The 6196-nt window shown below is 62.0% G+C and carries 10 protein-coding genes; all 10 read right to left on the bottom strand.

Going from position 1 to position 6196, the window contains the following annotated elements; all coding sequences use genetic code 11:
- A partial coding sequence (locus tag EN879_RS20680; RefSeq protein ID WP_127274214.1) for a DNA-directed RNA polymerase subunit alpha occupies positions 1-604 on the bottom strand: 604 nt, incomplete at its 3' end.
- Between the two features lie 102 nt (positions 605-706).
- A complete protein-coding gene (gene rpsK / locus EN879_RS20675; RefSeq protein ID WP_006205444.1) occupies positions 707-1096 on the bottom strand; it encodes a 30S ribosomal protein S11 in 390 nt (129 codons plus the stop codon).
- A gap of 162 nt (positions 1097-1258) precedes the next feature.
- A complete protein-coding gene (gene rpsM / locus EN879_RS20670) occupies positions 1259-1627 on the bottom strand; it encodes a 30S ribosomal protein S13 (protein WP_013531437.1) in 369 nt (122 codons plus the stop codon).
- 210 nt (positions 1628-1837) lie between these two features.
- A complete protein-coding gene (locus EN879_RS20665; protein ID WP_013531436.1) occupies positions 1838-2434 on the bottom strand; it encodes an adenylate kinase in 597 nt (198 codons plus the stop codon).
- The gene (gene secY / locus EN879_RS20660; protein WP_013531435.1) at positions 2431-3771 is read right to left on the bottom strand and encodes a preprotein translocase subunit SecY; all 1341 of its coding nucleotides are present in this window, start codon (positions 3769-3771) and stop codon (positions 2431-2433) included. The genes EN879_RS20665 and secY overlap by 4 nt, the downstream gene beginning before the upstream one ends.
- A 192-nt stretch (positions 3772-3963) precedes the next feature.
- Positions 3964-4440, bottom strand: coding sequence for a 50S ribosomal protein L15 (gene rplO / locus EN879_RS20655; protein WP_013531434.1), 477 nt, complete (start codon positions 4438-4440; stop codon positions 3964-3966).
- Between the two features lie 22 nt (positions 4441-4462).
- Positions 4463-4660, bottom strand: coding sequence for a 50S ribosomal protein L30 (gene rpmD, locus EN879_RS20650; RefSeq protein WP_006205449.1), 198 nt, complete (start codon positions 4658-4660; stop codon positions 4463-4465).
- Positions 4661-4684: 24 nt separating this feature from the next.
- Positions 4685-5248 (bottom strand): 30S ribosomal protein S5, encoded by a 564-nt coding sequence (gene rpsE, locus EN879_RS20645; RefSeq protein ID WP_006333394.1) that lies wholly within the window; start codon positions 5246-5248, stop codon positions 4685-4687.
- 148 nt (positions 5249-5396) lie between these two features.
- Entirely contained in the window at positions 5397-5756 is a 360-nt protein-coding gene (gene rplR, locus EN879_RS20640; protein WP_013531433.1) for a 50S ribosomal protein L18, read from the bottom strand.
- A gap of 138 nt (positions 5757-5894) precedes the next feature.
- On the bottom strand, positions 5895-6196 hold a 302-nt coding region (gene rplF, locus EN879_RS20635; RefSeq protein ID WP_127274213.1), incomplete at its 5' end, for a 50S ribosomal protein L6.

The following is a 6196-nucleotide window of genomic DNA, read 5'->3' as shown; positions in this document are numbered from 1 at the left end:
TCGTCATGGTCAGCTTGTCATAGTCGAGAACCTGGCCCTCGCGGGTGTTCTCGACCTTGTAGGAGACCTTCTTGACCGGCGAATAAAGGCTGTCGACCGGGATGAGGCCGATCGGCGCGTCTTCGGCGCGGTTGCGGTCGGCCGGCACGTAACCCTTGCCGGTGTCGACGGTGAATTCCATGCGGATTTCAGCGCCTTCGTCCAGCGTGCAGATGACGTGGTCGGGGTTGAGGATCTCGACGTCGCCAACCGTCTGGATGTCGCCGGCAAGAACCGCACCCGGTCCCTGCTTGCGAACGACCATGCGCTTGGGACCATCGCCTTCCATGCGGATGGCGATTTCCTTGATATTCAAGACGATGTCGGTCACGTCCTCGCGCACACCGGCGATGGACGAGAATTCATGTAGAACGCCGTCGATCTGCACGGCGGTAACAGCCGCACCGCGCAGCGAAGACAGAAGCACGCGGCGCAGCGCGTTGCCCAGCGTCAGGCCAAAGCCACGCTCGAGAGGCTCGGCGACCAGCGTGGTCAGCGTCTTCTTCTTCGACGAGAACTCGATCTTGTTCGGCTTGATCAGTTCCTGCCAATTTTTCTGGATCATGATGCTTTCCTTCCGTTGACCCGCCACCATCCAATCGTGGCGGGCGACCTGGAATGCCGCGGAGGAGCGCCCAAGGGCGCTCGCGCGGCGTTCGGTAAATGCTTAGACGCGACGCTTCTTGCGCGGGCGGCAGCCATTGTGCGGGATCGGCGTCACATCACGGATCGAGGTGATGGTGAAGCCGGCCGCCTGCAGGGCGCGCAGTGCCGATTCACGACCGGAGCCGGGTCCGCAGACCTCGACTTCGAGCATGCGCATGCCGTGTTCCTGGGCCTTCTTGGCAACATCCTCGGCAGCCATCTGGGCAGCGAACGGGGTCGACTTGCGCGAACCCTTGAAGCCCTGAGCACCGGCAGACGACCAGGCAATCGAATTGCCCTGCGCATCGGTGATGGTGATCATCGTGTTGTTGAAGGTCGAATTGACGTGGGCAACGCCCGACGAGATATTCTTGCGTTCGCGACGGCGAACACGAGCGGCTTCCTTGGCCATGATAGTCCTTTCAGTTGATCTCTACACCGCCGTAATGCCAGCGGCTCCACCTTCGTAAGGGAGTAGGGGAATAGGGCAGCAAGGGAGTAGGGAAAAACGCGACCCGACTGGCGGGCATTCCCTACTGCCTTACTCCCCTACTCCCTTATTCCCCTAAAAAAATTACTTCTTCTTGCCGGCGATCGACTTGGCCGGGCCCTTGCGGGTGCGCGCATTGGTATGCGTGCGCTGGCCGCGGACCGGCAGCGAGCGGCGGTGACGCAGGCCGCGGTAGCAGCCGAGGTCCATGAGCCGCTTGATGTTCATCGAGACTTCGCGGCGCAGGTCGCCTTCAACCTGGTAATCGCGGTCGATGGTCTCGCGGATCTGCAGCACTTCCGCGTCGGTCAGCTGGTTGACGCGGCGCTCGGCCGGGATGCCGACCTTGTCGACGATCTCCTGGGCGAACCGCTTGCCAATGCCGTGAATGTACTGAAGCGCAATGACAACGCGCTTGTTGGTCGGAATGTTGACGCCGGCTATACGAGCCATGTTCTTCCCTTCTCCATGTGGGCCGGCCAATCCTCAAAAACAAGGTAGGCTCGGCGCTGTCTTAAGTTGCCCCGCGTCCGGTGGAGGCCGGCCCATGCGGGAGTTTCCAGTTCAATGCGGCTGCCTTGCCCTTGCGGACAAGCAAAGCTCATGCCTGATAGGAAGACGGGCCGCCATACCGCAGCGAACCGCCTCCGTCAAGTGCAATCGTTAATTTCCCCGCACCGCGTCCTTGAGCACCGCTTCGATCTGTTCCGTCACGGCGTCGATATCGGCCATGCCATCGACACTGCGGAGCTTGCCCTTGGCATAGTAGTAGCCAATCAGCGGCGACGTCTTCTTGTAGTATTCCCTCAGGCGCTCTTCGAACACGGTCGGATTGTCGTCCTTGCGAACGGGAAGGCCGGCGGCCTGCGCCTCGTCGGCGCGTTTGACGATCCGGCCAACCAGGGCCTTGTCGTCGACCACGAGTTCAATGACGGCGTCGAGCCCCTGCGAGCGATCCGACAGCATCTGCTCGACCGCATCCGCCTGCACCAGGGTCCGCGGATAGCCGTCGAGGATGAACCCCTTGGCGCAGTCGGGCTGATCGATACGCTCAGCGACGATCGCGTTGACGATCGCGTCGGACACCAGTTCACCGGCATCCATCACCGCCTTGGCGCGCTTGCCAACCTCGGTGCCTGCCTGGACGGCAGCACGCAGCATGTCGCCCGTCGAGAGCTGGGGTATGCCGTGTTTTTCTACCAGTCTTTGTGCTTGCGTCCCCTTGCCCGCTCCTGGCGGCCCAAGCAATATCAACCTCATCTGGCTTTCTTCCCCCCGCGCAGCTTCGACTTCTTGATCAGGCCTTCATACTGGTGCGCGATCAGGTGACCCTGAATCTGCGCAACCGTATCGAGCGTGACACTGACCACGATCAGAAGCGATGTGCCACCAAGGTAGAACGGTACGCCAGTCGCCGAGATCAGGAACTCCGGCAGCAGGCACACCAGCACCAGATAGATGGCGCCGACGACGGTGATGCGGGTGAGAACGTAATCGATATAATCGGCGGTGCGCTCGCCCGGACGATAGCCCGGGATGAAGCCCGAATGCTTCTTGAGCTGGTCGGCGGTGTCCTTCGGGTTGAAGACAATCGCGGTGTAGAAGAAGGCGAAGAACACGATCATCGCCGCATAAAACAGCATGTAGAGCGGCTGGCCGTGGCCGAGCGAGGCGAGCACGGTGCTTGCCCACGCCGGCAGGTTCGTCGTCTGCGAGAAGCCGGCGACGGTGGCCGGCAGCAAAAGCAGCGACGAGGCAAAGATCGGCGGAATGACGCCCGACGTGTTGAGCTTCAGCGGCAGGTGCGAGGTATCGCCCTGGAACATCCGGTTGCCGACCTGGCGCTTTGGATACTGGATCAGCAAGCGGCGCTGGGCGCGCTCGAAGAACACGATGAGCGCAATGACGACGATAGCCAGCACGATGATCGCCAGGATCAGGCCGGTCGACAGCGCGCCGGTGCGGCCAAGCTCCAGCGTGCCGGAGATGGCGTGCGGCAGGCCGGCGACGATGCCGGAGAAGATGATCAGCGAAATACCGTTGCCGATGCCGCGGGCGGTGATCTGCTCGCCCAGCCACATCAGGAACATGGTGCCGCCGACCAGCGTGACGACGGTCGAGATGCGGAAGAACATGCCGGGGTCACTGACGATGCCGTTGCCGCCTTCCAGACCGACCGAAATGCCATAGGCCTGAACCAGCGCAAGCAGCACGGTGCCGTAGCGCGTGTACTGGTTAATGACCTTGCGGCCCTGTTCGCCTTCCTTCTTCAGCGCTTCCAATGACGGGATGACCGAGGTCATCAGCTGCATGATGATGGAGGCGGAGATGTAAGGCATGATGCCGAGCGCAAAGATCGCCATGCGCTGCACGGCGCCGCCGGCGAACATGTTGAACATGCCGAGCACGCCCTTGCTCTGCGAAGAGAAGGCCTGGGCGAAGGCGTCGGGATTGATACCGGGAAGCGGGATGTAGGTGCCGAGGCGATAAACCAGCAGCGCGCCGATCGTGAACCAGATGCGCTTCTTCAAATCCTCCGCCTTGGCGAAGGCCGAGAAATTCAGATTCGAGGCTAATTGTTCAGCAGCCGAAGCCATGCCTGATTCTCCGCTTGGTAACGCTTGATGGCCCTGAGGTCAGGCGGCGCGTTTCACCGAAGCTCACGAGATAAGCTCCGGGCTCTAAACATGCAAGCGGCCGCGTTGACGCGGCCGCCTCGTTGAGCAGATCAAAGCGAAATCGTGAGCAAAAACGGATCCCACTCCTGCCGATCGCGCTTCAAATTGCCGTTACTCGGCAGCTGCTTTTTCCTGCGGCAGCTTGACCGAACCGCCGGCCTTTTCGATCTTCTCGATCGCGGCCTTGGAGGCGCCGGCGACGTCAAAGGCGAGCTTCGCCTTGATCTCGCCATCCGAGAGGATGCGCACGCCGTCCTTGACGCGGCGGATGACGCCGGCGGCAACCAGCGATTCAGCCGTCACGGTTGCCTTGGCGTCGAGCTTCTTGGCGTCGATGGCCACCTGGATGCGGGCCAGCGACACGACGGTGAAGCTCTTGGCGAAGATGTTGTTGAAGCCACGCTTCGGCAGGCGCCGGTAGAGCGGCATCTGGCCACCCTCGAAGCCGTTGATGGCGACGCCGGAGCGCGCCTTCTGGCCCTTGACGCCGCGACCGCCGGTCTTGCCGGAGCCGGAGCCGATACCACGGCCGAGACGCTTCTTGGAGTGCGTCGCGCCGTCCTTGTCACGCAGATCGTTGAGTTTCATCTGACTTCTCCTGCGCTCTGGCTCAGCCCTCGTCCACGACGCGGACGAGATGCTGGACGGCAGCGATCATGCCGCGCACGGAGGGCGTATCTTCCAGCGTGCGCTGCTTGTGCATCTTGTTGAGGCCGAGGCCGACCAGCGTCGCGCGCTGTTCCTTCGGACGGCGGATCGGCGAACCGATCTGCTCAACGGTGATGGTCTTGGTTGCTTTCTTGGCCATGGTCAAAATCCCTGGTCAGATCGACTATTCTTCAGCCGCAACGGCGGTGCCGCGGCGGGCCTGAAGGGTCGAATACTTGATGCCGCGAGCAGCAGCCACATCCTTGGGATGCATCTGGCTCTTCAGCGCGTCGAAGGTGGCGCGAACCATGTTGTAGGGGTTCGACGAACCCATCGACTTGGCGACCACGTCATGCATGCCGAGCGTCTCGAAGACAGCGCGCATCGGGCCACCGGCGATGATGCCGGTACCTTGCTTGGCGGCGCGCAGCAGCACGCGTCCAGCACCCCAGCGTCCTTCGACGTCGTGATGCAGCGTACGGCCCGAGCGCAGCGGCACGAAAATCATGTCGCGCTTGGCCGATTCAGTTGCCTTGCGGATAGCTTCCGGCACTTCGCGCGCCTTGCCGTGACCAAAGCCGACGCGGCCCTTCTGGTCGCCGACGACGACGAGTGCTGCAAAACCGAAGCGACGGCCGCCCTTGACGACCTTGGCGACGCGGTTGATGTGGACGAGCTTGTCCACCATGCCGTCATCGCGTTCTTCACGATCGCGGCCGCGGCCGCCATCCCTACGTTCCTGTGCCATATCCTGTTCCTTGTTTTTTTCCGGAAGCACGGTTGCTGATAAGATCCGGTGCCTCGCCCCGATTAAATCGGGAAACGGTCACCGGGGGCGAAATCATTTCCTTCGCATAATCTTTATCCGAAAAGTCTGCAACTTTTCGGGATCATGCTTAGAAGCTCAAGCCACCTTCGCGGGCAGCCTCGGCGAGCGCCTTGACGCGGCCGTGATAGATGTAAGCGCCGCGGTCGAAGACGACTTCCTTGACGCCGGCCTTGGTGGCGCGCTCGGCGATCAGCTTGCCGATCGCGGTGGCGGCAGCGGTGTCGGCGCCGGTCTTGAGCGAACCCTTGAAGTCCTTCTCGAGCGTCGAAGCGGCGGCGATGGTGTGGCCCTTGGCGTCGTCGATGACCTGCACATAGATGTTCTTCGACGTGCGGTGAACCGACAGACGCGGACGCTCGCCGGCGACCTTCTTGATCTGACGACGGACGCGCTGCGCGCGGCGCTGCGTGGATTCCTTGGTACCCATGATGGTCTTCCTTGCCTTCAAAAAACGGGGGCCGCCATATGCGGTAGGCGAAAGCGCCTCCCGCGACCGCTCCCCGCGGCGTTACACTCTTGGCTTGGCCCTTTCCGAAAAGTCTTCAACTTCTCGAGGCCAGGCCTACTACTTCTTCTTGCCTTCCTTGCGGACGATCTTCTCGCCGGCGTAGCGGACGCCCTTGCCCTTGTAAGGCTCGGGACCACGATACTCGCGGATCTCGGCCGCAACCTGGCCGACCTGCTGCTTGTCGATGCCGGCCACAGTGATTTCAGTCGGCTTCGGCACGGTGATGGTGATGCCCTGCGGCGTCTCATAGACGACGTCATGGCTGAAGCCAAGCGCCAGCTGCAGGTTCTTGCCCTGAAGTGCCGCGCGATAGCCGACGCCGGTGATCTCGAGCTTCTTCTCGAAACCGTCCTTGACAC

The sequence above is a fragment of the Mesorhizobium sp. M7A.F.Ca.AU.002.02.1.1 genome (assembly GCF_003998535.1).
GTDB classification, from domain to species: Bacteria; Pseudomonadota; Alphaproteobacteria; order Rhizobiales; family Rhizobiaceae; genus Mesorhizobium; species Mesorhizobium ciceri.
Note: the sequence above shows the minus strand (reverse complement) of the source record. Positions and strands in the feature narration are given on the sequence as shown.

Bases quoted from the DNA above. Each gene is read 5' to 3' on its own strand.
- rpsK (WP_006205444.1), bottom strand. From the start codon at position 1,096: ATGGCCAAGGAAGCCGCTCGTGTTCGCCGTCGCGAACGCAAGAATATC.
- rpsM (WP_013531437.1), bottom strand. From the start codon at position 1,627: ATGGCTCGTATAGCCGGCGTCAACATTCCGACCAACAAGCGCGTTGTC.
- EN879_RS20665 (WP_013531436.1), bottom strand. From the start codon at position 2,434: ATGAGGTTGATATTGCTTGGGCCGCCAGGAGCGGGCAAGGGGACGCAA.
- secY (WP_013531435.1), bottom strand. From the start codon at position 3,771: ATGGCTTCGGCTGCTGAACAATTAGCCTCGAATCTGAATTTCTCGGCC.
- rplO (WP_013531434.1), bottom strand. From the start codon at position 4,440: ATGAAACTCAACGATCTGCGTGACAAGGACGGCGCGACGCACTCCAAG.
- rpmD (WP_006205449.1), bottom strand. From the start codon at position 4,660: ATGGCCAAGAAAGCAACCAAGACCATCACCGTTGAGCAGATCGGTTCG.
- rpsE (WP_006333394.1), bottom strand. From the start codon at position 5,248: ATGGCACAGGAACGTAGGGATGGCGGCCGCGGCCGCGATCGTGAAGAA.
- rplR (WP_013531433.1), bottom strand. From the start codon at position 5,756: ATGGGTACCAAGGAATCCACGCAGCGCCGCGCGCAGCGCGTCCGTCGT.